Annotated in this window: 14 protein-coding genes and 1 pseudogene; 4 read left to right on the top strand and 11 right to left on the bottom strand. The window is 36.1% G+C overall.

The features are described from left to right. Positions 1-260: 260 nt before the first annotated feature. Positions 261-1,334, top strand: a complete 1,074-nt coding sequence (locus F6K15_RS10370; protein WP_293060460.1) for a glycerate kinase — start codon at positions 261-263, stop codon at positions 1,332-1,334. A 989-nt stretch (positions 1,335-2,323) separates the two neighbouring features. On the opposite strand, the gene F6K15_RS10365 is transcribed toward F6K15_RS10370, so the two are convergent. From F6K15_RS10365 to F6K15_RS10325, 9 genes and pseudogenes are all read right to left on the bottom strand, one after another. Beyond that, on the bottom strand, positions 2,324-3,085 hold the full coding sequence (locus tag F6K15_RS10365) for a pentapeptide repeat-containing protein (RefSeq protein ID WP_293060459.1): 762 nt from the start codon (positions 3,083-3,085) through the stop codon (positions 2,324-2,326). Positions 3,086-3,769: 684 nt separating this feature from the next. Beyond that, positions 3,770-6,364, bottom strand: coding sequence for an adenylate/guanylate cyclase domain-containing protein (locus tag F6K15_RS10360; protein WP_293060458.1), 2,595 nt, complete (start codon positions 6,362-6,364; stop codon positions 3,770-3,772). Between the two features lie 945 nt (positions 6,365-7,309). Beyond that, complete coding sequence (locus F6K15_RS10355; protein WP_293060456.1) at positions 7,310-8,443, bottom strand: glycosyltransferase family 1 protein; 1,134 nt, start codon at positions 8,441-8,443, stop codon at positions 7,310-7,312. Positions 8,444-8,898: 455 nt separating this feature from the next. Then, positions 8,899-9,309, bottom strand: a complete 411-nt coding sequence (locus F6K15_RS10350; RefSeq protein WP_375341058.1) for a DUF4291 family protein — start codon at positions 9,307-9,309, stop codon at positions 8,899-8,901. Continuing rightward, a pseudogene (locus F6K15_RS10345) lies at positions 9,286-10,498 on the bottom strand (RNA-guided endonuclease InsQ/TnpB family protein); the annotation flags it as partial. The pseudogene F6K15_RS10345 and the gene F6K15_RS10350, both read right to left, overlap by 24 nt. A 207-nt stretch (positions 10,499-10,705) precedes the next feature. Continuing rightward, complete coding sequence (locus F6K15_RS10340; RefSeq protein WP_293060831.1) at positions 10,706-10,816, bottom strand: hypothetical protein; 111 nt, start codon at positions 10,814-10,816, stop codon at positions 10,706-10,708. 629 nt (positions 10,817-11,445) lie between these two features. Then, complete coding sequence (locus F6K15_RS10335) at positions 11,446-12,663, bottom strand: NAD-dependent epimerase/dehydratase family protein (protein WP_293060454.1); 1,218 nt, start codon at positions 12,661-12,663, stop codon at positions 11,446-11,448. Positions 12,664-12,870: 207 nt separating this feature from the next. Further along, positions 12,871-13,053, bottom strand: a complete 183-nt coding sequence (locus F6K15_RS10330; RefSeq protein WP_293060829.1) for a zinc ribbon domain-containing protein — start codon at positions 13,051-13,053, stop codon at positions 12,871-12,873. 365 nt (positions 13,054-13,418) lie between these two features. Beyond that, positions 13,419-14,009: a chromophore lyase CpcT/CpeT gene (locus F6K15_RS10325; protein ID WP_293060452.1), complete on the bottom strand. Its 591-nt coding sequence runs from the start codon at positions 14,007-14,009 to the stop codon at positions 13,419-13,421. Positions 14,010-16,717: 2,708 nt separating this feature from the next. Between F6K15_RS10325 and F6K15_RS10320 the strand changes: the two genes are divergently transcribed. Next, a complete protein-coding gene (locus tag F6K15_RS10320; protein ID WP_293060450.1) occupies positions 16,718-16,918 on the top strand; it encodes an amidohydrolase family protein in 201 nt (66 codons plus the stop codon). A gap of 159 nt (positions 16,919-17,077) precedes the next feature. Then, positions 17,078-17,722: a hypothetical protein gene (locus F6K15_RS10315; RefSeq protein WP_293060448.1), complete on the top strand. Its 645-nt coding sequence runs from the start codon at positions 17,078-17,080 to the stop codon at positions 17,720-17,722. A 936-nt stretch (positions 17,723-18,658) separates the two neighbouring features. Here F6K15_RS10315 and glcD read toward each other — a convergent pair. Next, positions 18,659-20,137: a glycolate oxidase subunit GlcD gene (gene glcD / locus F6K15_RS10310; RefSeq protein ID WP_293060447.1), complete on the bottom strand. Its 1,479-nt coding sequence runs from the start codon at positions 20,135-20,137 to the stop codon at positions 18,659-18,661. A 90-nt stretch (positions 20,138-20,227) separates the two neighbouring features. Here glcD and F6K15_RS38250 point away from each other — a divergent pair, with 90 nt between their 5' ends. Beyond that, complete coding sequence (locus F6K15_RS38250; protein WP_363267746.1) at positions 20,228-20,320, top strand: DUF4896 domain-containing protein; 93 nt, start codon at positions 20,228-20,230, stop codon at positions 20,318-20,320. Positions 20,321-21,461: 1,141 nt separating this feature from the next. On the opposite strand, the gene F6K15_RS10305 is transcribed toward F6K15_RS38250, so the two are convergent. Beyond that, on the bottom strand, positions 21,462-24,842 hold the full coding sequence (locus F6K15_RS10305) for an ATP-binding protein (RefSeq protein ID WP_293060446.1): 3,381 nt from the start codon (positions 24,840-24,842) through the stop codon (positions 21,462-21,464). Positions 24,843-25,314: the final 472 nt, after the last annotated feature.

The raw sequence follows: 25,314 nt of genomic DNA, 5'->3' as shown, positions 1-25,314 counted from the left end.
CCCCTATTCTCTGTTAAGAGTTCCCTATTCCCTCAATTAAAAGATATTTTTACCCGCAACTGAAATAGGATTACTATATTTATATTTCATCTTCCCTTTAAACCAATATCTACGTTTCCTAAACTATATTTCCTAAACTATTAGGGTTCTGTTATTATTGTCACTATGCTCTGAAGGTCGGGCGATCAACTTTTTCAACCTAAAACCTCAAAACTAAAACCTACTACCTACCACCTTCTTGAATAGTTAATTTAATTTTTATGGAATTTTCCAATTTATCTCTAGTACAAATTTTAGAAGCTTTAAAACTAGGCAATTTTCTAGGAAAAAAAGATTTAGAAATCTTAGAAACTCAGGAATTAATAGACCGAAAACGTGCCCAGTTTTTTAACATTACTTCAGAAAATGTCAGAGAAGTAATTAGAGAGCGATCGCTTATATTTCAATCTGTAATTACTGACTATCATAAATTACCCTTAAAGGATAATAATACTTTAGAAAATTTATGGAAATTTTGGTTGCCTTTAGGGATAAAACTAGCAGATAAATGTCAAAATTTAGGTCATCCATTAGTTCAAGGTATTTTAGGCGGACAAGGAACAGGTAAAACTACTCTTGCTAAAATTTTAATCTTGATTTTAGATAAACTTGGCTACAATACAATATCTATTTCTATTGATGATATTTATAAAACCTACGCTGAACGTCAACTATTACAAAAACAAGATTCCCGATTAATTTGGCGTGGTCCTCCAGGAACCCATGATGTTAGTTTAGGAATAGAAACTTTAGATAAATTCCGTCAATCTAATCATCAAAGTTCCGATAATTTAATTCCAATTCCTAGGTTTAATAAGTCTCTTTTTAATGGTGCTGGAGATAGAATTGAACCTGAAATGGTAAGTAAAGTTGATATTGTTTTATTTGAAGGTTGGTTTGTTGGAGTTAGACCAATTTCTGAGAAAGCTTTTCATGCAGCACCACCACCTATTATTACAGAAACAGACCGGGAATTTGCCCGTGATATGAATCGAAAATTAATAGACTATCTACCTCTTTGGCAAAAGTTAGATAAATTAATTGTTTTATACCCTACTGATTATCACTTTTCTAAACAATGGCGACAACAAGCAGAACAACAAATGATTGCTTCTGGAAAGTCGGGAATGAGCGACGAACAAATTGAAAAGTTTGTGGAGTATTTTTGGAAAGCATTACATCCAGAATTATTTATTACGCCACTAATAAACAATACTGAATTAGTAGATTTAATCATAGAAATTAATTCCGATCATTCCATTGGCAAAATTTATCAACCAAATTATTTAAGTTGAGCAACAAGACTTTATTTTGTAAACATTGTGATTTCTATCAGGTGAAATTTTTAGACACCATAACCCATGTTTGCTCATAATAAATTGTTATAGCAGAAGGAAGAAAGAAGAAGGAAGAAGGAAAAATTTTATGTTGTCTGAATTTTAAGCTGTCGATCTGTCCTAACCTTTCCTTGGATTGCTATATTATTATGTTCAGATAATTAAGCGATATAACAGAAGGAAGAAGGCGTTTATTTATCTAGGATAGAAGGAAAAATCTGGCGTTGTCTGATACCAAATTCAACAAAGGTAGTTACATCTTAATCTATATTTTTGACCTTAAGTATAAAATTTTATCACTTGCAGATATTGTCAATATTTAATATTTTTTTCTCTTTTTTTATGCTAATTTTCCTCTGTTCCCAAATCCATCTTCGATGAATGTAGCAATATTTTATGAAATTAGTATGATTTTTAAGCTTTTAATATTTCCTAACCTTTTCTTCTTCTTCTACTGCTATAAAAAAAACTTTCTCCTGTTCTTCCCTGCTCCTGACTCTAAGTAGAGCAAGCTAGAAAAAAGACGTCGCATTTTTAATCAAAAAACCCCTAAAGGCAATGAATATGAACTTTTGAACTAATTTACAATTTGATACATAGCGCCCAAAATTTACCATGTTCTACTTAATACCAATTCCCAAAAATAATGCTATACTTCTTCAACACTTCAGTTATTAAATAAGAAGTAAGGTTTATTTTGTAGGATGGTAAGCAATGAGAAAAATTCAGTTTCTTTCATTTCCTCTTGTCAACACTGACCATCCTAAAACTACTTAGAACTTTATATTAATTTTACCGCAAAAATAAGTTATCAAACCTCCCCTTTAAAAGGGATAAAAAAGAAAATTCTGCATTTTCTTGCCTTCCTATTTCAGGCGATACTGATAATTGAAGTTCACAGCTCCTCTGGAGGAGGCTAACAGATAACTTAATTGACTCCAAACTATTTATTTATCAACCTTTTCTTTACCTTCTTCTTGAACTTCAGGAACTACTTTAGGAGCTACTTCAGGAAATACTTCAGGGACTATTTTTTCGGGAGCACAAGCAATAAAATTAGTTAGTAAACATACACTTGGACCTATGGTTGTACCACGCAAATTAACCCCTTCTAAATTAGCTCCACTAAGATTAGCAAGAGTTATATTTGTTTCAATTAGTTTTGCCTTAGCAAGGTTAGCATTAGAAAAGTTTACATCTTTCAAATTTGCTTGACGCATATCAGCATTAAAAAGATCAGACTCACTCATATTGGCATTTTCTAAATTAGCTCTAAACCAATATGACTGACGTAAATTTGCATTAGAAAAATTAGCCCCACTAACAACAGATTCAATCAAATTAGCTTCAAATAGATTAGCATTTTCTAAAGTTGCTTCTGTCAGATAAGCTCTAGATAAATTAACATGAACTAGGTAAGCATCTGTTAAATCTGCACCTCGAAGATCCGCATCATTCATTTTTGCTCTAGAGAGATTGGCATTAGAAAGGTTAGCATCAACAAGATTAGTAACAGCAAGATTAGCTCCAGATAAATTTGCACCTTCAAGATTAGCACCTTCGAGGTTAGCTCCAATCAAATTAGCATTATATAAGTTTGCTTTACTAAGGTCACATCCCGAACATTCATTAGTTTCTAATAGTCTTCTAATAGCTGCTGGATTAGCTGCTTTTGCTGAATTTGTCCAACCAAATTGGGATAAAATCATTATGATTGCTAATATTGTCAGTTTCATATTCAGTATTTGAGGATATAGAGAATAAGTGAATAGAAAATATATCTGAGTAGTAAATATACAAATAATTTTGTCTATCTACTTTATATAGATAATTGCTTAATTTATCATACATCCAAATTTGTTAGACCGACAAATTTCAAACAATAGACATCTCCAAAAATTAATAAAATACCTTGATAATTTGACTTTAGGTTACTTGCAATGTCATTTCAGTTATCAATTATCAGTACCTCTAGCTGTTTGCGCAGCATGACCTAGGAAAGCATTGGGATTGAAATACCGAAGTAGATTTTTTTATCCCCTTAAAAGGGGAGGCTATTGATCCGATTTTTTGGTTAAACATATAGCAATACTATTTTATTAGTGTCCAAAATCTTGCTGATTTTTGGGAATAGGAAATGGGCACTTCAGTTATCAGTTATCAGTTATCAGTAGCTCCTGTAATAAGCAGGCAAGAAAATACAGAATTCTCTTTTTTTTATCTCCTTAAAAGGGGAGCCTTGAAACCTTATTTCTTGTCAATTGACAAGAATTTTGGAGCTTATTTATAGTTTTTGAATTTTTATATCATGTCCGGATGATCATTGATAACAAAAACCTTACTCCTTTGAACCTTTCTTTCTCTTCTACTTTCTGCCTTCTGTCTTCGTTTAACTATTTAGTTATCATTGTATAACTTCCATCCCAATCATGTGGTGGTGGATTTGTTATATGCTTAACCGATCGTTGAATATGTGTACCAACAGCTTCATCATCAGGTCTCATTTTTTTAGCTCTCTTAAAGTAACTAACAGCCAAAGCAAAATTTCTTTCCATATAAGCTGTCCTAGCTCTAGAATAAAGTTCTAAAAACTGTTCTGTTTCCTGGTCAATATTATCTGAAATTGCACCAATTAATTCATATATACTCACCGATTTTTGCTTACCTTTAACTTTAACCTTATCCAACTCTCTGACCCTAATATAGTCGCGACAAAGTTCATAAGTAAACTCACTTAAAATAATATCGCAGCCATAATGTTTAGTAATTGATTCTAAACGGGAACTCAAATTTACACCATCACCAATTACTGTATAATCCATTCGTTTTTTAGAACCAATATTACCAGATACTACCTCTCCTGAACTAATACCAATACCAATTTTAAATTGTGGTTGATCGGGACGAGACTCATTAAATTTTTGGAGACGATGACGCATATCTAAAGCAGTTTTAACCGCCATTAAAGCATGATTTTCTAAAGGTAATGGTGCACCAAAAACAGCCATTAAAGCATCCCCAATAAACTTATCCAAAGTTCCTTCATGGTCAAATACTGCCTCTACCATTGTTTCAAAATATTGATTTAGAAGCTTAACTACTTCAGAAGCTTCTAGATTTTCTGTAAGAGTTGTATAACCTCGAATATCAGAAAATAAAATAGTTACTTCCTTACGCTCTCCTTCAAGTAAAGCATCTTCAGCTAAAGCCATTACTTGTTCTGCAACCTCTGGAGTCATGTAGCGATACATAGTATTTTTCATGCGTTTTTCTTGACTAATATCTTCAAGAACTACCAATCCACCACGCACACCACCTTCAGGATTAGTTAAGGGATTAACTGTTAGATTCAAACTACGTTCAATGACTCGATTTAGTTCAGATAAATCTATTAATCTGCTAAAATCCATGTGGTTATTTTGAACTAAATTTGCCTTAGGATTTGTTGGTGTTTGTTCCCCCCAAGGAAGAAAAATATTAGGATTTTTTGGTTCGGGAACTGCTAAAATATAAGCTGTTTCTTCTTCACCTTCAAATTTTATAAAAGAACCTACTCGTAAATTTTGCTCTGGAACATATTGTCTAGTGCCATGCTGTAAACTATCTTCTAAACGAAACTGTAAATTTTCAATTGGTATAACTTCCCATACATATCTACCAATCAGTTTTTCCTCCCAAAGTTGTCTACTTGTTTTACCTTTTATTTCTTGGTCAATAGGACAACCTAACATTTCTAAAGCTGCTCCATTGATAGTCACAATTCTGCCTTGCATATTTGTAGAAATTACAACATCAGACAAACTTTGTAGAATATCTTTCTGATATTGCTTTTCTACTAAAACATTTTCAAAAAGTTGAGAATTCTGAAGGGCAATACCTGCTTGAGCATTAAAAGCTAGTAAAAATTGTTCATCTGAAGAATTAAAACTACCTTGATTTTTATTAATTAACTGAGTTACCCCAATCAATTCGCCCTTAGCATTGTACACAGGCATACAAAGAATACTTCTTGTTTGATAACCTGTTTTTTGATCTGTACTAGGGTCAAAACGAGGGTCTATATAAGCATCAGGAATATTAAGAGTTTCTCCAGTAGAAGCAACATAACCAGCAATACCTCTATTTGCAGGAATTCTAATTTCTACCATTTTTGTTTCATCTGCTGTCGCTACCTTAGTCCAAAGTTCATTTGTTTCTTTACTAAGTAGAAACAATGTGCTACGATCTGCTTGCATTAAATTACAAGCTTGATCCATTACAGATCTTAAAGTTGTTTCCAAGTCTAGACTTTGACCTAAAGTTGTGGTAGCTTTGAGCAATGCTGAGACCCCTCGCTGATTCCGAGCTGCTACATAAAATGATTGACAACTTTCTATAATAATTCCCATTGAGTCTCCGAAAGAGCGGAATAGTTGCTCATCTTCTCCATCAAAAGGGACATCATTTGCTTTATTAAGTAGTCGTACTACTGCTACTGGTTTGTTAGAGTTGGTGGTACTGAAAACTGGTATGCATAGGATGGTACGAGTATCATAGCCTGGAGGTTGGTCTACCTCTTCGCTGAAGAGTGGATGAGTTTTGGCATCAGCAATATTAAGCGCTTCTCCTGTTGTAGCTACATGGCCTAAAATACCGACATGAATTGGTAAGTGGTAATCTTGGGACTTACCCGTACTTTCGAGAACAGTCTTGTACCAAAGTTGTTTTTTCTCTTGGTTAACTAAGAAAATAGTTGTTTGATCTGCTTTCAGGATTTGACCAATTTTGATAGTAAAAGCATCTAATAGTTGTTCTAGTAAAGTTTCAACACCTTCATTGTTAATTAAGTCAATAGCTCGTAGATATTGATGAAATTCAGCAGTAATAAAGTCTAGCAGACAAACAAACTCTCCTACTGGCAAATCTTTGACGCGAGTTGCCAGTAGACCCATACGATCAACTTGAGTCAATGTTGCCAGAATACTACCAGCAGCGTTAGAGAATGTCATTTGAACTGCTTTATCTTAAAGTTAAATTACTCCAACTTAAGTGTATATTTTCTCTGGGTTTAATTTTTTCCAAGCAGATAAAGTTTTTTACTTACAAAAAATGTTATTATACTAAACTAGACTATATCTAAGTATATTTATTGCAATAGTACGGCAGAAATCTAGAAAAGTTAGGACTATTAGAAGTATTTAGAATATGATTCCTTAGTATGATTAGCTAAATCCGATGATTAGTTTTAGTCTACTTAATTATCACACAAGATTGAATTTAATATCCCGCAGTCCATATCTAAATCATAGATTTTAGATATGGGTTAGTAGGAGTATAGATTCTTTGACATACTCCACTCACTTCAGGGAGTGGGTTCTCCCAGACTCGCCCATCAGGGATTACTGGCTAATTCAGACCGCTTAACTATCTCTACTCACTCAGTAGCTAGCCAGAGGCAGGGATGTCCCTAGTCATTTAGGTGGTTAACCTCAGTTCTCGGATGCCCGACCATACTCTTTTACAAAAATACAATGTGATTAAATTATTGGTACTTCGTTAGTTTCCATAGCTGTTTTGACTGTGTTTTCACTACCACAAGTTCTTAGTTTCGACCTTTTCGGACTCTTTGCCTTTAGATGATTTATCTAGCCTACGGAGTAGGGGGTTGGGTATTGCAACCAGTCCGAGCTTAACACAAAGTTGCCCTGGAACAGCAAGGCTTTCAACCCAGTTTTTCGGTAAAATTGTATTGTCAAGCCTAATCGGTGGAAGGTATGCTCTGTTTACAATTTCTAGAATGTGTCATCAATTAAAGAGGTTGACATTAAAGATATAGTATGCTTGTGAAGAATAACTACAGAAATCAACAAAAAAGGACTTCTGTAAATGACTAGACCTCCATCAATCATAGAATGGCTATTTTGTCAATTTGTTAATTGATGACACGCCCTAGGTTATGCTGCTGATGGTATAGAATGAGCAGAGATAACTTTTTGATAATAGTTTCTTAACTGCTGAGTTGCTGCTGACCATCCCCAACGTTCTGCTTCAGCTCTGGCATTTTGACGTAGAGTTTCTCGTTCCTCTGAATGAGCTAAGAGACTTTGAGTAGCTTTAATCGCTCCTTTTTCATCAACAGGATCGAATAGATAGCCATTTATTCCATTTGTAACAATATCAGGAATACCTCCAGAATTAGCTGCTACGACAGGAGTGCCGGCGGCCATAGCCTCTAAAAGTACCAATCCTAAAGTTTCAGTGCGAGAGGGAAAAATAAAAGCATCAGCAGAAGCATAGGCAGAGGCCAGTTTTTGACCCCGGAGATAGCCCACAAAGTGTGTGGGAGTGTCTGCAAAATGTTCTTCTAGGGATTCTCGGTTGGGTCCATCTCCTACAAGAGCTAGACAAGCATTGGGGATGGCCTCCAGAATTGGTTTAATACGGTCAATCTCTTTTTCTGCACCTAAACGGCCAACGTATAGTAGTATTGTACTATCTGGATTTCCTTGACTGAGGCGATCGCGCATTTCTTGACTAGCATGGTGAGGCTGAAATAATTCTGTATCAACTCCACGCTGCCAAAGGTCCACTCGCTCAATGCCATGGTTGCTTAATTCTTCTACCATTGCTGTAGAGGTACAAAGATTTAAGTCTGCTTGATTATGGCCTGACTTGAGTAACTCCCAAAGCAACCCTTCGAACACTCCTAAACCATAATGATGTAGGTATTGAGGAAGGTGGGTATGATAGGATGCTACGAGTGGTATATTCAGCTTTTTCGCATAGTACAGACCACCTAAACCTAATACTGCTGGATTAGCTACATGAATTATATCTGGCTGAAACAGCTCTAGCTGTTGGCCAATAGTAGGAGTTGGTATTGCTAATTTTAATTCTGGATAGAGGGGTAAGGGAAAACCCTCAATGCCACAAATTGTTGCTCCTTGATATTCCTTTAGTCCTCCCTCGGGGGAAAATATTAGCACTTGGTCCCCAGCACGTTGCAGATGTTCAACAGTGTGGCATAGACGTGTAACTATACCATCTATTTTTGGTAAAAAGGTTTCGGTAAAAAGGGCTATCCTCATAAATTGTTTGGAAAATATTTAGTCAGAATATTAATTTTTCAGCTTGGTAATAGCTATAGTTCATAAAAATATAGTCACATAAGACATATCCTTATTTTGCAGGTGTTACCCTGACTGGGTGAACTACAACACCCTCGCTTCCCATAGTCAAAGACATAAGAGAGCTGCTTTTTCTTTGCCTCTTTTTTGATTATCTCCCTGATTCAATTTCTGGTTGGTCATCATACAGAGACTTGGACGTAGGTTCTTATGTGTCTAGAGGTAGCGTATCAGTCCAGAAAACCCTATTGAACTCAGATCCCTGACTCGACTCGGCTATTTGATTTTCGTTCTTATCGCAGACATTGTTAGATTATCTCAATATTCGCCCAAATTTCTGGAGACCATATGACTATATTTAACTACATAAGACTATATTTCTGTTAAATGTTTATGATACCTATTGCCTATTGATTTTAGTCACGAATTGATAATCCCAGTTTATGTATTATCTCAGAATTCTCAACTGGATAAACATTTTCTTTAGGTGTGATTAAGTCAGTCCATTTACTAGGTTCTCTATAGATACGCTGCTGTTGTACAAATTCTGTAATATTTTCTATCTTCACAATCCAATCTCGGCTATAATTTCGTAGAGCTTCACCCCGTAGTCCTAATTGAATTGCTCGTCTTTCAAGTTTTTCACCCATGGGATTATGATCGGAGTCCCACTGCACTCTAACACTTGATCGCTTCACAACTTCTTTCCATTCTTCTTGAGTTTTATAGATAGTGGGATTGACATCCTCCCGACGCTGCACTTGCGTGACAGCGCGGGATTCCCTAGCACCACTGTTAGAGACTTTCTGTTTCTTAGCACCAGCCATCTGAGATTTACTCTCAGATGGTCTTACAGTCGCTCCACAGACTGACACTGCGAGTCCCGCAGCCAAAATATTTACCGAAGCATTTATGTCCCTGTCATGGTGAGCTGCACACTCTGGGCAATCCCACTCTCTTGCACTTAGAGGTAATTTTTCTACTATATGTCCACAATTAGAGCAACGCTTAGAACTGGGAAAATATCTGTCAATTTTGATTAATTCCCGTCCATACCATTGAGCTTTGTACTCTAATTGCCTGACTAATTCGGACCAGTTAGCATCACTACCCACCCCTCTTGCTCCCCTCCCGGGAGGGGATGGGGGTGGGTTATGGTTTTTGACCATATTCTTTACTGCTAAATCCTCAACCACTATCGTTTGGTTTTCTCTGATTAGTTGAGTAGTTAGCTTATGGGTGTAATCAAGCCTTGAATCTTTAATTTTTGCGTGTATCCTGGCTAATTTCAGCCTAGCCTTTTGATAGTTATTAGAACCCTTGGTTTTTCTAGATAAAGACTTTTGAGCTAATCTCAGTTTTTTGTGCAACTTATTCAGATTCTTAGGATTAGTTACTTTTTCTCCATCACTGGTAGTTATTAAGCTAGTGATTCCTAAGTCAATACCTATTTGTTTGTTAACGTGTGTCAGCTTTAAATTTCTAGTGTCGTTGACTCTCAAAGACACAGACCATCTACCAGAGGGGTCAAGTTTAACTGTGATTGTAGTTGGTACAGAGTTTTCTGGTAGTTGCCTACTCCATCTAATAGGTAACGGTTCAGAACACTTAGCTAAATAGACTTGACCATCTTTCCACTTAAATGCAGACTTTGTAAATTCAGCACTACCACCCCATACGTTTTTTCTTAAAGTTAGGATATTTACTACGTCCACTAAAAAAGTTAGTGTTTGCGCAGCATTCCGAAGGAAAAGCTGTTTGTAGATGTCTCAAACCTTGCTGTAATGGTACACTGCTTACTTCAGTTAGGAAATCCAAGTCATCTTGTTTTTTCCATTTGGTAAGCATAGTTGAGGTTTGTTTATAGCTCACTCTTTGCTTTTGTTCATGCCAGGCTTGAGTTCTAGCAGCTAAAGCTTTGTTGTAGATTAGTCGTACACAGCCCAAAGTTCTCCGCAGCAAATTTTCTTGCGACTGAGTAGGGTAAAACCTAAATTTGTATGCTTTCTCAACCATCTACTGCTTGCTATTCGACTCTTACATCTTAACAGATTATGTGTGCCGCAAAATTGATTGGCATTCATCCCGGCGCTCTCCTGCAAGGGAGCGCCGGTATAAATGCCAACATTTAGATAAATTTTGAATGTACTGCTTTTGCTAAAATTTCATCAAATTATGAGCATAGCGATCGCCATCGACTCATAGCATACAACACCCATTTTGTCAATTTTTTAATTGATGACACGCTCTAGTTAAACTAAACTCACCACCAAAATAACCTTTTGACGCTGCAAATTTACCAATTTTTGGCCTATATGCCTGGTAGACAACTATAGAATTTTCATCAAATTGTGCTAATATGTATTTTCCTTGTTATGGCCAATTATTAACTTGAGTTAAGTAGTTTTCTGTGGCTAGCTCCATATCAACTAAACTATTAAAATTTATAACTGGCGATCGCTTCTTTTTGAAAATTATTTAACTAAATAGAGGTAATAGTAAAAACTATTACCTCTATGATTTTTATAGAATACATTGACATCTCCAGGGGTTGAAACACCCTGGATTCTGTGGAAAATCCACCGAAAATGCGGATTTATCCGCGTTTTCTTCAAGCCTGTCAACAGACTTCTACACTCCTCGGCATAGACCATTATCTAGCTGTGAGCTTACTTTCAGAGTGGTTTTACTCAAGGTGTTGGAGCAATCTTCTCGCTGCTCATGCTGCCTACTTGCTTTTCGGTGCCGAATGCGGAGCTAACAGCCGTCGTAGGAAATCAAATCCCCGTCTCCTGTCCGCTGGAATCTCACCGCAAAGCGCGGTCATCTCATGGCAACAAACCTTGCTCTTACTTGTTATGGTTTCTAGTATAACAGACTTTTGCTCCGCTTTATTACCCGCGTGTCGTTATTCAACCAGGGGATAAATCTTCCGGGAACTTTCCTCCCGATATCTTTTAGGTTTATCGTCGCCAAGATACCTTGGGCAGAATATGATCTTTATCTACACGTTGCTTGTATTTAATAGCATAATTTAGCAGAGAATCTAACAGAGAATCAGATAAATAATGAGGTTGCAAGCCAAGATCTAGGAGATTTGTGTTTTTAGCGTTGAAATAATGTTGCTCTAATTCCACTCTGGGATTTTCGAGGTAATTAATTTTGACATTATCCAAATTATCTAAATCATCTGGAGCTAAATTCAAATCTTTACCTGCTTTGTCTTTAAAAGCTTTACCTGCTTTTTGGACCATCATTGCCAAGTCATCCACACTGAACATTTCAGTAAATTGGTTGAATACTCGGAATTTTCCAGCCTCCGCAGGATTAGCGATCGCTATTTCCATGCAACGGACTGTATCTCTAATATCTAACAAGCCACGAGTTTGTCCACCCTTGCCATACACAGTGAGTGGGTGTCCAATAGCTGCTTGAATACAAAATCTATTGAGAGCCGTACCAAAAACTGCATCATAGTCCAGACGGTTAATCAAGAGTTCATCTTTGATTATCTCATCACTTAGGAGGCCAGTTAGTGCAACACCGTATACGATTCCTTGATTGAGGTCTGTGGCACGAAGTCCCCATATTTTGCAGGCAAAGTGAATGTTGTGACTATCGTGAACTTTACTTAGATGGTAAAAAGACCCTGGTTGTTTAGGATAAGGGAGAGTATCTTTGCGCCCATTATGTTCAATGGTGATATAGCCCTCTTCAATATCTATATTAGGTGTACCATATTCTCCCATAGTTCCCAGTTTCACCAAGTGACAATCTGGGAAGTCCTCTTTCATTGCATAAAGAATATTTAGAGTCCCCACTACATTATTGACCTGAGTCATAACAGCGTGTTCGCGGTCAATCATAGAAAATGGAGCAGAACGCTGTTCGCCAAAGTGGACTATAGATTCTGGTTCAAACTGACGTAGTGTGTTACTCAGGAAATTATAGTCAGTGATATCTCCTACATATAAGTCAATTTTTTTGCCAGTCAACTCTTTCCAACGTTGAATGCGCTGTTGGATCGGGGCAATAGGTGTCAGAGTTTCGACTTTAAGTTGCATATCCCAGTGTCGCCGAACCATACTGTCTAGGATACCTACTTCATAACCTTGATTGGAAAGATAAAGAGCGGTTGCCCAACCGCAGTAGCCATCGCCACCAATTACCAGGACTTTCATATACTTAACTTTGAATCTTGTTTACTGATATTGGCTTAATGTATCAGGTATTGGAACTTTATGGCATTTCTTGTTTAAATCAAATGCAACTAGGTGACATACTCCCACACCAACCTTAAGGTATGGCGTGGGCTTCTCGTTTCTCAGTCCCGGTACCCCGTCGGACAAGCGCGTGCTTTAAAAACGGAATGCCCTACCGCCCTATTTTTAATATTTATTGCTGCATTTCCGTTTGTCATGCTCCGCAAACAAATAGCGGTCAATAATCACACAGCAATTGGCACAATAATGAGTTCTTTCTGGTAATTTTTTGGGGACCCCCTCACCACAATTTGAACAATTTTGGCTCTGTTTTTGAGGATTCACAACTATAGTCTTCACCTCCAGCATTTGCCTTCTGGGTCGGAGCTGCGCTAACAGCTTTGACAATTAAAATAGTTAGAAATTGTCCCCATCCAGTTGATTGCCCAAGTTTTAGGCTTGATTTTTGCTAGAATAACAGAAATTTTTAAATAATGGTGAAAAACTCCAGAATAGTATTGTAAATCAATTAGACATCGAATCCAATTGATTTACCACCAATTCATCTGGTCGCGAATTTTTCAAATATGGCGTGAGGCTTCTCGGCGATGTAGCTAAAAATTCCACCAATAAATATTTCTTATACCCTGATGAACTATATTCCTACTATCTGTTTAAGATTGGTAATTCTTGAGAAAAATTGAAATAGTAAATTTTCTGAAATTTAAGAAGATTTATAATGTAACTTCATCGGCAAAGCTAGCCCAACGAGTAAATTCAAAAGGCCCAGCGATCGCTCCCCAGATATGCTCATCAGTTTCGGGGTTGCGCCCTTGGTCATGGCTGATAAATTTATGTTCGTCTATCTCAAAATGGCTATCTAAGTAGGTAGTTTGGCCTTTACGGACTACATTACAAGCTTTTCCTGGTTCTACTTCACCTTTAAAGCTATGGCCAGTCCATTTTGTAATAAAGTTACAACCAGGTAGTTTCTTTATTTGTTCAGTTTTGAATGCTTGTAAGCGTTGAGGATCGCGAGAAGCTCCGTAAAATGCTTCTTCTTGATCTATGGCATAGTTTTCAATAGCAATATAGTCTGCTGCAGGGACTAATTTTAATATTCGGACTCGGTAGGGTTGGTTGAGGGTAATGTCGTAAGCTTGCTCTAGATAGAGGCTGAGTCCATTTAATAGTTCATAGGGAAGTGGGCGCATGCAAACGCGAATGTGAGCAAAGAGGGGAGGGTTTTCAAAGGCTTGCTGTTGGTTACTAAAGTCGGCTGCTAACCAACGTGCCAAGGTAAGAATGTCTGTTGAGTTAGTCATTTTGATTGAGTGTAAATTCGGAATTATAGTTCAAATAAAATACTTAATATTTTATTTTGTAATTAGGGAACTTTATCAAAAAAATCAACGTCTCTTGTAATATTTATTTGTTTTTTTTAGCTATTGAAATATTTTTTGAATTATTTTTTTATTTGTTTTGGTTTTTTATTTTTGATTTATTTAAATATAGATTAAACTAAACACTATCTTGCGATTTTAATATAGGTGGTAAGTAAGTTATTGAGAATAAAAGTAATTATTAGCTGTAATCATATCTGATGTGTTTACATTCTGAAAAATCTCAAATAGGGATAGTTGTTAGAGTAGTTGAATTTAAAAGTTTTTGAATATGGCATATATATTCAATGAAAGTTAAGTATAAATTATTTTGATCTTTGACTTCAAGGAAAATTGAGATTTGGAGAACATAAATATTTGGCCATTGAACTAATTTAGAATTACTTAGTTCTGTTTAGTATGTCTATAGAATAGGTTACAGAATTATTATTTTCAAAAGTGAAATTCTCACTTATAATTTGGGAGAAATTATTTTATTGAGAAAAATGGCCAATGGGCGATCCTTTTAACTCTTTTCAGGAATCGAATACATTTTCGGTTCCTCTTCCAGTTGGTAATTCTGCTGAAGAAAACTTAGTCTTATTCTTCTCTGAAGATGCTTTGAGCAATGAAAGAGAAATAGGGCCACAAGATGTCAGCGTAGAAATCATAACAAACAATGAAATCCCGATATCATTTGGCAATGAGATTCCGTTTATACAGCCTGGTCCTGAAACTGAGACAGGCTCAAATTTAAGAGATTTATTTATTCCAGATCAAGATAGCGAAAGCGATGTAGTAACTTCGTTTGCAGATAATAATCTGGATGGGTTACAAATTCCATTCTTATTAGATGGGGTCAGAGCTAATGAATTACAAATATCAGATATAAAAATAGCTGGCAAAGAATACCTAGAAGTCAAGGCAGTAGGTGACCATGCTCAGACTTACAGAGTATTAGCACTAATAGAAAAAAATGATTCTTTGATCACAGCCCAACAAATTCAACCTCCAGATGCCGCACAACAAGTCGTTAATAATGAAATTCAAACCCTTGTACCTGGACAACAAACAACTGTAACTGGTGTTGAGTTAGTTCCTGGGCCATCAATTCCTTCTAATCAGTTTGTAGAAGTTCCTATTCCATTAGTACCTGGTCCTCCCGGTGTACCTGGAACTCCTGGTGCTCCTGGTCTCGCAGGTCCAGTAGGTCCGGCAGGTGTACCAGGAACTCCAGGATTAGATGGAACTCCTGGTCTGGCTGGTCCGGCAGGTCCAGTAGGTCCGGCAGGAGTACCAGGAACTCCAGGATTAGATGGTGCTCCTGGTCTGGCTGGTCCAGCAGGTCCAGTAGGTCCGGCAGGAGTACCAGGAACTCCAGGATTAGATGGTGCTCCTGGTCTGGCTGGTCCGGCAGGTCCGGCAGGTGTACCAGGAACTCCAGGATTAGATGGCGCTCCTGGTGTCCCTGGACTAGATGGTGCTCCTGGTCTGGCCGGTCCGGCAGGTCCAGTAGGTCCGGCAGGTGTACCAGGAACTCCAGGATTAGATGGTGCTCCTGGTCTGGCCGGTCCGGCAGGTCCAGCAGGAGTACCAGGAACTCCAGGATTAGATGGCGCTCCTGGTGTCCCTGGACTAGATGGTGCTCCTGGTCTGGCTGGTCCGGCAGGTCCAGTAGGTCCGGCAGGTGTACCAGGAACTCCAGGATTAGATGGTGCTCCTGGCCTCGCTGGTCCGGCAGGTCCAGTAGGTCCGGCAGGTGTACCAGGAACTCCAGGATTAGATGGAACTCCTGGTCTGGCTGGTCCGGCAGGTCCAGTAGGTCCGGCAGGTGTACCAGGAACTCCAGGATTAGATGGCGCTCCTGGTCTGGCTGGTCCAGCAGGTCCAGTAGGTCCGGCAGGTGTACCAGGAACTCCAGGATTAGATGGTGCTCCTGGTCTGGCCGGTCCAGCAGGTCCAGTAGGTCCGGCAGGTGTACCAGGAACTCCAGGACTAGATGNTAGGAAACTATTTCTGAGTGCTAATAGACCGCCAGATCGTACTAAGTCTGAATCTTCAGCAACTAAATCTGACAGTCAAATGATTATCAAGAAAAATCAAGAAAGTTGGCGAAATATCTGTTTGAATTTGTTGTTTTGTGGGCAAGCTTATTACAAAAAAGGCGATCGATACATAGAAGTATTAAAAAATCCCATGATTTCCACTTATGAAGCGTCTTGTTTCTTCAGTTTTCAGGTAGTTTGGAACAGCTTTGTAGGGACTGTGGAAGAGATTAAGCAGGTAGGAAAGAATCAACCCCCTTTCTACAGAGTGTTTATTCCTTATCCTCAACGTCCTAATGTAACAGAAAAGGCAGATTCCTATGACGATGGACTATTTCAACCCATACTAACTGCCGATACAATCAAAAATTGGGCATATTCACAGGATATAGTACGGAAACCAAAATCTACAGAATTCCCATTTGCAAAGAAAAAGTGGAATTCAAAAGACGGTATCCATATAGAATATGTTTCGCCACCCTATCCTTATATACCAATGAGTTGTACTACCTAAATTAAGCCTTAAAAAAATTAGCAATAAGTCAGCAAATTGGTAAACTTGACTCGATCGCCTGACGATAATATTGTCACTGTCAATGTTATATTATGGCTAACCCATCTGAAGCTTATCTTTCTGGGATAATTGAATTTATCAGCTCTGAAAATTTAATCTTTGGCTCAGATTATCCACATATTTATCGTCAGCCAGATGTTGTTAAAAATGTTGTAGAGCTTGAGGAGAATTTATCTCAGGAGATAGTTAAAAAGATTGTTTGGGATAATCCTAAATGTTTCTATAAAGTTTGAGGAGTTTGAGGTAAAATTTGCAGGTTTCAATTTGTTAGAATTTAGTCTAAATACCTTTCTCCTTTTTTGGAGAATTGGTATAATTGAACTAAAAATTTCAGACTCTTTTAGAGAAAAGATTTTTCAACTTTAATAAAAGACTATTAGGTAGGTTGCACTATGGTATTATCGCCCGAAAATTTGCGTGTAAGCGATCGGCAAAAGTCTTCAGAGTTAGCTGAAAAACAATTGTTAGAAAACCCAAACTCTGACAAACTATTTCAAGGTTCATTTCTGCGACATGCACTGACTCGAACAAAGATGGTTTCTCAAATTATTTCCTATATATGGTTATATGCGGAATCAGATCCTTTGGCCAAACAAGCTAGACAGTGGTTTCAAAATCCTACAAAAAATTTTGATCAGCTAGAAAACCCTAATTCTGCAGATAAATTGCCTTCTTTGGCAAAATTAATGGGTGCAAAACCTCAAGACCAGACTATATACGGTGAATTTTTGAGTAAAGTTTTTGCTGACGTTAAGGATGAAAGCGAAAGTCTTTATATCTTTCCGCTTTTTAATAAGCATGACATTGAGTCTGGCATAGTAGTATTTAAAACTGATGCGACTATTACTAGTGGATCTGTTCAAGATCCTAACCCTAATAGTCCTAATGTTTTGACAGTAATGATTTCCTTTCCACCACGTCCACAATTTAGTGAAGCAACACTCACAAAAGAAGAGTTATCTAACTGGTTCAACGACCGAGATAATAATAACTATACACCTCCTAATTCATATATTCCTTGCTGTACTACTAGTTAGTCATAGAACTTACCAAAAATTTGGGTTTAAAGTTTCATTCCTATAGGTTAAGGTAAACTTTGAACCAGGATAGTTGAATAACCTCTCATTAACCAAACACAGTTTTAATGGGAGATTCTTTGCTTTATTGGCTATTAAGTAGACTTGCTTATGGGGGTTGGATGAAGAATACAAAAATTTACATTGGGAAGTCAAAGATATGGTGAAATTCTTACCTTCAAAGTATTTTCGCCTAATAATTAACAATTAATAATTAATAATTAATAATTACCTCTTCTTATAAAGAAGAGAATTGGCTAAAAGGATTTTTTTTCTTTCTTTCTTTCGCCTGAAGCACACTTGTATTGCATTGTCTTATTGTGACATACGCATGAGTAGAGAAGGAAGATGTTGACTAGGAGGTTAGAACCCATTTGATATCTATTTAAAATAAAGATGGGGTTGATATTTATGTGTAATCTGACTGAAAAATAAAGAGGAAATAGGAAGTGGAAAATTTATCGCTAGATCATACTCCCCTTCTTTAAAAGTAACGCTAACTTGCCGTCACAAAAAAAATGTTTTATAGCCTCTATCTTCATCTACAGTTTTTTGATTTAGTCACTAGAAAATATTTATAATTATTGCTCTGCTGATTAAATCTAAAAGCATTGACATATAAAGGTTGAGCGCATTTTTTAGTTGAAAAAAGTCTAGCCTTAATGGTCGTAATGGTTCAAAAAATTAGCATTTTAGGCGGCTTTGTTGCGCAGAATAATCCCTTGATTATTCTTCCTCCTACCTCCTAATTAATTCCCATTTCTCCTGTCTCCTGTCTCCTGTTTTCCCCTCCTGGGAGGAGTTAGGGGTGGGTTGTCTCCTATCTTCCCCTCCTGGGAGGGGTTAGGGGTGGGTTAAAAGACTTTTTCAGCAAATCCTAATTAGGGCAAATAAAATTCAAAAAACTTCTGCCCCTTCAAATTTTTTAACCTGCTGAATATTAGCAGATTCTCCACAAGTTCTAGGTGTAGGAAATATTTTTTCAGGATTAGCTAAACCCTTGGGATTAAAAACACTCCTTACCCATTGCATCGTTTCTAAATCTGTCTCATTAAACATTAAAGACATATAACATTTCTTATCTGAACCAATGCCATGTTCTCCAGATAAACTACCACCAACTTCCACACAAATCTTGAGAATTTCTCCACCTATTTCTTCCACAGTTTCAAAAGCACCTTCAACACCATCATCATATAAAACTAACGGGTGAAGATTTCCATCTCCCGCATGAAAGACATTAGCAATACGATAACCATATTTTTGACTAATTGCTTCAATTTCACCTAAAACATAAGCCATTTTTGTCCGAGGAATTACTCCATCCTGTACATAATAATTTTTACTAATATTACCAGCAGCAGCAAAAGCAGCTTTCCGTCCTTTCCATAATTTCATCCTTTTTTCTGGTTCATGAGCAGTAGTAATTTCTATAGCTCCATTTTTTTCACATATTTCTTTGATGCGCTTTTTGTTTTTATCAACTTCTACTTCTAAACCGTCTAATTCTACTAATAAAACAGCAGCAGCATTTCGCGGATATAAATTGGTTTTGACCACATCTTCCACAGCATTAATACTGAAATTATCCATAATCTCCATCCCCCCAGGAATAATGCCAGAACTGATAATATCTGACACAGTTTGTCCGGTAGATTCAATATTAGGAAATCCTGCTAAAAGCACACAAACTGATTCGGGAGATTTGAGGATTCTAAGAGTAATTTCTGTAGCTATTCCCAGAGTACCTTCAGAACCTACAAATAAACCTGTTAAATCATAACCAGGCATCTCTGGAATTTGTCCGCCAATATCAACTATTGAACCTTCAGGAGTAACTATTTTTAATCCTAAAACATGATTAGTTGTCACACCGTATTTGAGACAATGAACCCCCCCAGAATTTTCGGCAATATTCCCACCAATAGAACAAATAATTTGACTAGAAGGGTCAGGAGCATAATAAAAACCAGCTCCACTAACTGCTTGTGTTACCCAATTATTTATAATTCCTGGTTGTACAACAACTTGTTGATTTTCTAAGTCTATTTTCAGGATTTTCTGCATTAATGAAGTGACAATTAAAACGCAATTTTCTATTGGTAATGCTCCTCCAGAAAGACCAGTCCCTGCACCTCTAGGAAGCCAAGGAATATTTAAGCGATCGCATATTTTTACTGCTTCTGCAACTTGTTCAGTAGTGCGCGGTAATACTACTAATGCGGGACGTTGACGATAGCTAGCTAGACCATCACATTCATATACTAATAATTCTTCTTTGCGTTGAACTACGCCTTTTTTACCCACAACTGCTTCAAATTGTTTGGCTATTTGTTTCCAATTTTGTTTTGTTTTTTGTTGATCTTTAGTAAGCATTTTAGTTTGATTTATAATATTTTGAACTTTAATTAAGACTTACCGAATAATTAAGGTAAAAATCCTCTCCTTTAAAGGAGAAACAAGAAAATATTTTCCTTATTTTCCTTTTATTCCATCCTCTTCCTTTTAGGGAGAGGTAATTATCAATTATCAATTATTGAAGCAACCTATGAGTTATGAACGCTATATATCTATAACGTTATAGTTTTTGTTCGCTATATATAGTTTTTTTGTGTAACTCGTCTTCAATTAGGATATTTTAACTAGGGTTTACCAATCTAATTGATTATACCATCTGATTAAGGATTTTTTCTAGGGAATGGTTTAGCATATCAATTTATTTTTACTGACCGAAAAATTTTGGTCTCAAGCCTCCCCTTTTAATACCATTTATCAAAAAGAATGCTATGTATGATTGGGTGGGAAAGTGTGGGAAGTTTGGAAGGTGGGGGGAGAGGTTAAAAGTAAGAAAAATCTATACTAACTGACTAATAATTATCAAAAAAAGACTTTGAATCTTGATAAATATTTGACTGTTGAAGTATGGCATTACTTTTGGAAATTGGTATAATACTAAGCGTGAAAAAAGAATGCTTAATTTAAGTGACACTTCAATTATTAAGGTAAGTATTCAGCATTAAGCTATCAGCTATTTGTTATTAACTCATTATCATACTAGAGAGAATTATCCACCAAGGAGAATTAAAATTCATTAATGAAATTGGCTATAATCTAAACTCAGTTCTTGCTTGAATATGTTCATTATTATGATACCAATTTCATAATTGCAGTCGGTAGTGATAACTGAAATGACTCTAGTTATTACTTAATATTAGACATCTCTAATACTAATTTGATAAATATTTGCTACAAATAGTTAGGCTATTTATTAGGAGTCAACCCACCCCTGACCCCTCCCAACCCACCCCTAACCCCTCCCAGGAGGGGAGGGGAAGTCAGGAGTCAGGAGTCGTATGGGAATTGCTTCAATAACAGTTTTTAGTCGTAAATTCTCTTTTTTGTCAAAGGGGCATTTTCTGCAAAATATTTTTATTGTACTTATTATTCATAACATTCTTTTTTCAAATTGGTATAAAAATCAAAAATAAAAGCAATTATTATCTCTAAATTTAAATTATTAATTACGACTTGCTGATTAAATTTCAAATCATTGAAAGATAAAAAAATAGTTTTTTTATATCAAAAAAAATCCCTGATTTTCTGTTAAAAACGCTCAAAATGGTATAACTACTCCCCCACTCCCCCACTCCCTCACTCCCTTACTCCACCACTCCCCCACTCCCCTACTTCCCCCACTCCCCTACTCCTTAATTACTATCTCTTTTTCCCATTCTTCAGGAATGCCGTAAATTTGAGATTTTTTACAACGTTTGAGATAAAGTTTTACAGCTTTGTCTTCTGGGTTGATATGGAAAATATTTAAGAAGATTTCTTTTGCTGCTGAATGTTTACGTTGATAATAAAGAAAAACAGCTTCTTCAAATTCAGTTTTGGTTTGAATTTTTAATTGCTTTTGTACTTCAGTATCTCCATCCAAAATTTCAAATACTGCAACTGCTTCTTTTTTGCCTTTTACTTTAACTCTATCTAAAAAACGATAATTATATTTCTCGAATTCTTCTAAATCAAATAAAGTATTTCCACTGATTAAAATATTAGCTCCATATAACTTAGTCAAATTTTCTAAACGAGAGGCTAAATTAACAGCATCACCGATGGCTGTACCATCAATTCTTTTTCCACCTCCCACAGTTCCTAACATTAGATCGCCCGTATTAATTCCAATTCCAATTCTAATAGGTTGCTGTTGGATTTTTTGGCGTTCTTGATTATATAAATCCAGACGTTTTAACATATTAATTCCGGCATTAACTGCATCATCCGTTCTTTTGCTAAAAAGCGCCATAATTGCATCACCAATATACTTATCAATAAACCCTTCATTCTCTAAAATTGCTGATTCCATTCGAGACAAATAATTATTAATAAATTTAAAATTTTCCTCTGGAGTCATACCTTCACTTAAAGTCGTGAAAGAACGAATATCAGAGAATAAAATTGACATTTTTTTCTTGACATGGTCGCCTAATTTAACATCAACAATACTCTCACGTTTTAAGAAGCGTAAAAAACTATGAGGAACAAAACGACCATAAGCAGCATTTATTTTAGCCAAACGAATATGTGTTTTAATTCTTACTAGCAATTCTGGTTTAGAAAAGGGTTTAGTTAAATAATCATTGGCTCCAGAAAGAAAACCTTCTACCAAATCAGAAATTAATGGTTTTGCAGTTAACATCACAATCGGTAATTCACTTTGTAAAAATTTTTCTCTCAGCTTTTTTGCCACTTCATAACCTGTCATGTGAGGCATCATTACATCCAGTAAAATTAAATCTGGCATCAAACCATTTTCAATTATTTCTAATGCTTCAATACCATTATTAGCTTGAGTAATAGCATAATTTTGTAAAGATAGATTATTTCTGAGAACTTGGAGATTTACTGGTTCATCATCCACAATTAAAATTTTAAAGTCTCCACTTTCGGCGACTAAACCTTCTAAAGCTATATCTTGATTTTTTTGCCCCAATTCTGTAATTAAAGATATTGGTAAAGGGCAAGAAAGTTGTGGAAAATCAACTGTTTGATTTTGAGATATTGGCAAAGTAAATTTAAACTTAGAACCAACTCCTACTACTGATGAAACATACAAATTACCACCATGTAATTCTACTAATTTTTTACTAATAGCTAAACCCAAACCTGTTCCACCATATTCTCTAGCTGTAGAGCCATCTGCTTGTTCAAATGATTCAAAAATTCTCTCTAATTTATCCTCTGGAATGCCAATACCTGTATCGGCAATAGTAATTTCTATTAGGGAAAGTTGATTAGTAGATTCAATTTCTTGATTTTCTAAAAGTTTAGCCGATACTTCAACAGTACCTGACTCAGTAAATTTAATTGCATTGCCAATTAAGTTATAAAAAATTTGCTGGAGTCGATTTTCATCAGCATCTACAAACGGCATATCGTGGCTAATAGAATTAATCAGTTGTAAAGACTTTTTGCCAATCATGGGACGAGAAATAGTCAGCACTATTTCTGTTAGTTCTCTAACTCCCAGCGGCTTTATTTGCAATTCAAGATTCCGATGTTTAAGTTTAGAAAAATCTAGAATATCGTTAATCAAATTTGATAACCTTCTACCAGAAGTAGCAATCATAGAAAGATTAGTTTTAACTTGAGATGGCAATCTTCCTGCTGCTCCATCTATCAATGATTCTGCAATGCCAATAATTCCATTTAAAGGAGTACGAAGTTCATGGGATGTATTAGCTAAAAATTCATCCTTTAATTTATCTAAACGTTCTAGTTGTTCGTTCTTAGTTTTGAGAATATCAAAGGAATTTCGTAACTGAAAAGCCATAGAATTAAAAGCTTTACCAAGGACACCTACTTCATCCTCACGCTGTAAATTTATTATCTGATTAAATTCTCCTTCTGATAAAGCAGTAGCTGCATCTTTTAATTGTAAAATTGGCTGCACCAACCAACGAGATGTTAAAACTCCAATTGCCGTTGCTAAAAGTAAAGCTAATAGACAAAGTACAATCGTAATCTTGGTCTGTTGATATATTTGTTCTAGAAAATCTGTTTCTGGAATTACTACTACTATTAACCAATCTAAACCATACCTATCCTGAAAGGGTTTAACATTAATAAACTCTCGTTGACCATCAAACTTAAATTCTAGATATTGTTGACTATTAATTGATTGATTGAAGTTAAACTCTTTGGCTAAATATTTTGCTGTAGCTTTCGTCAAATCATTCTGGCTTTCAGTTGCTTTAACTCGTCTGGTTCCATAAGCTTTATTTGTAGTATGAAAAGGCTTTTCTCCCGTAGAAGTTGCCACTAACATTCCCGAACGTTCAATAATAAAAACTTGTCCTGTTTTACCAACCTTTAAGCCACCTAAAAAATCGCCAATTTGTGAAAGATTAATATTAGTTAATAAAACACCCTGCAATTTTCCCTGCAAATTATAAAAAGGCATCGATGCACCAAGATAAGCAGTAATACCAGCAGTATTAGGATAAATCTCACTCCAAATAGGTTGACCCCTCACCACAGCAGCTTTATACCAAGGTCGAGTGCGCGGGTCGAATTTAATACTACTTAATAACTCAATCCGTTCGCCAAATTGATTTGTAGAATAAGTTTCAAAAATATAGTTACTTTCTACGGTTGAAACTCTCACCGTCAGAGTACCATTATCAAATCTTTCCGCCCCCAAATTAACCTTATTTTCTAACCCTAATCCCGTAAAAGTTAAAACATCAAATATTTGTAGTTGTTGCCAAAAATAATTTTCTAATAGAGAGGTATTTTCTAAATCTAATTGACCATTACGAATAGCAGCAGCATTAATTTGATTAACCTGATGAGGAACACGAAGATAAGCTTCTAAACTTTGTTCAACCCTAGCAACTTGTTCATTTAAAAGTTGAGTAACTACATCATTAACAGCTCTCTGGCCATTTCTCATGGAAATATATCCCACCAAACTTACCACCCCAAAAATTTGCACTACAAATGGCACTATTAGAGTGATACGGATAGGAACTTTTCCGTAAATTTGAGCAACTAATTTAGTCAGAGATTTGAAAGACATATTCAACAATTAATAATTAATAATTAATAATTAACAATTACCCCTCCTTGAAAAAAAAAGGATTGACTAAAAAGAAACTTTTTTTCTTCTCTTGATCGATTGGATATGGCTCCGAGACCTCGCCATCCTACCCTACGGGAAGCTACGCTTTTTCCTACGGAATGCTACGCAAACATGTCGGCGACAGCCGTTAACGTAGTTATGCGCTAGCAAAACGACCGCTTTTTTTATCCTTTAAAGGAGAGGCTTTAAACCTTAATTATTCGGTAAGGAATGGTTATTTGTTTATTTATCAAGTTATTCTTTCCCCTGTAGGGATTAGCTATTTGTTTATTTATCAAGTTATTCTCTCCCCTATTAAATGAGCTAATAACTATTTATATCAAAAATTACACAACGCATGAGTGCTAAACACTAGATATTTTTAAGGTTATATAGCAGTCTTAAATAATTTATAAAAAACGAAGAAATA

The organism is Okeania sp. SIO2B3 (assembly GCF_010672525.1).
GTDB lineage: Bacteria > Cyanobacteriota > Cyanobacteriia > Cyanobacteriales > Microcoleaceae > Okeania.
This window is presented reverse-complemented; position numbering and strand designations above follow the sequence as displayed.

What these genes read in the sequence shown, in the direction of transcription:
- F6K15_RS10370 (WP_293060460.1), top strand. Translation starts at nt 261, where the DNA reads ATGGAATTTTCCAATTTATCTCTAGTACAAATTTTAGAAGCTTTAAAA.
- F6K15_RS10365 (WP_293060459.1), bottom strand. Translation starts at nt 3,085, where the DNA reads ATGATTTTATCCCAATTTGGTTGGACAAATTCAGCAAAAGCAGCTAAT.
- F6K15_RS10360 (WP_293060458.1), bottom strand. Translation starts at nt 6,364, where the DNA reads ATGACATTCTCTAACGCTGCTGGTAGTATTCTGGCAACATTGACTCAA.
- F6K15_RS10355 (WP_293060456.1), bottom strand. Translation starts at nt 8,443, where the DNA reads ATGAGGATAGCCCTTTTTACCGAAACCTTTTTACCAAAAATAGATGGT.
- F6K15_RS10350 (WP_375341058.1), bottom strand. Translation starts at nt 9,309, where the DNA reads ATGGCTGGTGCTAAGAAACAGAAAGTCTCTAACAGTGGTGCTAGGGAA.
- F6K15_RS10335 (WP_293060454.1), bottom strand. Translation starts at nt 12,663, where the DNA reads ATGAAAGTCCTGGTAATTGGTGGCGATGGCTACTGCGGTTGGGCAACC.
- F6K15_RS10330 (WP_293060829.1), bottom strand. Translation starts at nt 13,053, where the DNA reads ATGCTGGAGGTGAAGACTATAGTTGTGAATCCTCAAAAACAGAGCCAA.
- F6K15_RS10325 (WP_293060452.1), bottom strand. Translation starts at nt 14,009, where the DNA reads ATGACTAACTCAACAGACATTCTTACCTTGGCACGTTGGTTAGCAGCC.
- F6K15_RS10320 (WP_293060450.1), top strand. Translation starts at nt 16,718, where the DNA reads ATGGCTAACCCATCTGAAGCTTATCTTTCTGGGATAATTGAATTTATC.
- F6K15_RS10315 (WP_293060448.1), top strand. Translation starts at nt 17,078, where the DNA reads ATGGTATTATCGCCCGAAAATTTGCGTGTAAGCGATCGGCAAAAGTCT.
- glcD (WP_293060447.1), bottom strand. Translation starts at nt 20,137, where the DNA reads ATGCTTACTAAAGATCAACAAAAAACAAAACAAAATTGGAAACAAATA.
- F6K15_RS10305 (WP_293060446.1), bottom strand. Translation starts at nt 24,842, where the DNA reads ATGTCTTTCAAATCTCTGACTAAATTAGTTGCTCAAATTTACGGAAAA.